The sequence below is a fragment of the Viridibacillus sp. NPDC096237 genome (assembly GCF_050278625.1).
GTDB lineage: Bacteria > Bacillota > Bacilli > Bacillales_A > Planococcaceae > Viridibacillus.
The window spans coordinates 1-2016 of the sequence record NZ_JBNNTI010000107.1 but is presented as its reverse complement, the minus strand read 5'-3'; the positions used below and the strand labels follow the sequence as shown (position 1 = coordinate 2016).

Here is a 2016-nt window from a genome sequence, read left to right as displayed (position 1 = left end):
ATCAAAAAATAGTAAGGTCTAATAACAGTTATGATCTATCCGTATGGAAAACACCAATGATAATAAAAGATGGTGAAATCAAAACAAAAAATGAACATAATTCAAAACCATACTAATGAGTGAAATAAGAAAATAAAGGAAACAGTCAACGGTAAGCGGAACGAAGTGAGCATTAAGGAGTTGACTGATTAAGATAAGGAAATATCCAGGTAATGATCAATAGAGGAACAACGTGTCTCCATAAAATATGGATGTGAATAGGGATAAGATGAATGATATTGCATCTTGTAATTGTGCTCCTACAGTAGGATTTACTAAACGCAATTTACCAACTAAAAGTCAAAGGTTTCAGACGATAACGTCTGTTACGTCTCCTAATGGGATTTACAGTTTTGAACTTATATTTAATGAACCTGGTTTTGTATTTTTGGGTAGTGAGCATTAAGGAGTTGACAGTCCTCAAATATTCTCTACTAATATGCGAAATTGTTTATTTTGCACATTAAAAAGACCGCCAATTTGATATTAAAAAAAAGAGGTTTTCGAATCCCAAGTTTAGAGAGATGAAAGACATGAATATTATGGATCTACCACTAAAAAAATGAAATACCGTAGCTTCAGACCTATAATAAGAAAGTTGAAATAGGTATGTAATCAAAATAAATCACTACATAAGGAGGGAAAATGTATGAATTCAGATCAAAGAAATAAAGAATATAACAATCAGCATATGTCGAATGAACATATGAATCCACATCATAATGGGTCTTGTAGTTGTAATCATGGAATGGATGATTATGGACAGAAGCAAAGTAAGGAAGGAATGGCAAATTCTGTAGAAAATAAGGTGACGCAAAATGATATGTATGATTCTGTAAAAAAAGAATCTATGGAACATGATATGTATCATGAAAATAAAAATTATTATAGTTGTAGTCCTACAAAATTTAATGCACCAAATACATCTAATTTACCAGTAGAAAGTATTCGATTTCAAACGATTAAATCTGTAGGAAATAATACTACCCCACCACGTGTTTTAAGTGCAATGGATACTCATATTGGTCAATCTCTAAATAATATGAATCCGAGATTTCCGCCATGTGAAAGGGTAAATTCTACTAATACAGTACTTAACGAATTATTGGGTTCAGCTGGTATAGCTCCTGAGGGAACTCAAGATTTTCTCTTTTATCGACTTGATAATAATAATTTTGTTATTGCGAATAAAGGGAATGGTCGTGTTTTGGAAGTTCAGGCAACTACTGTAAATGATTGGGTAACAACTTCAAATATTTTTTCTCCAAGTAACGGAAATCAAAGATTTAGGATTATACGTCCAACGAGTGATACATTTCGTTTAGCAACAGAAGCTTTGCCAAGTAAACAAATAGATATATGTAATGGGTTTTCTAATGCTTATACTCTGCTTGCAGCTAATACAAATTTAAATCAAGCTAATGCTTTATTTAGTATTCATAGCACGCAAAACATAGAAATTCCAGCACTACGATCTGGAGAAACGTTAGCACCATTACCAGAATTAACAGGGTTGAATGATGCAGGTCCATCTCCAACACAAGCACCAAGAGCTGTTATAGGAAGTGCATTAATACCATGTATATTTATAAACGATGTGATTCCATTAGATCGAAGAATAAAAGAAAGCCCATATTACGTATTAGAGCATAGACAATATTGGCATAGATTATGGTCAGATAGTTTTCTTGTTGGAGGTAGTAGATCAGTTACAGAAGAAACGGGAATATCTACTGGAGCACAAGAAAACATGAGTAATACGATAGATATGTCAATAGGCGCAGATTGGGGTTTACAATTTTTTCAACAATCAAATCTTTTTAGTCAACAAATTAGTTCAGGATTAAATATATCAAGATCTTTCACTACTGTGCGATTAGGACCTAATATAGCACAATCTGTTTTCCGAAATCCAAACCAGTTCACGACAAGATTTTCCAGATTCGCAAGAGCGTTTGAATATCAATTAAGACGTAC

Annotated in this window: 1 protein-coding gene; it reads left to right on the top strand. The window is 32.9% G+C overall.

From position 1 onward, the window contains the following. Positions 1-688: 688 nt before the first annotated feature. Positions 689-2016: hypothetical protein (locus ACQKMD_RS21950; RefSeq protein WP_427754692.1), on the top strand; the 1328-nt coding region annotated here is incomplete at its 3' end.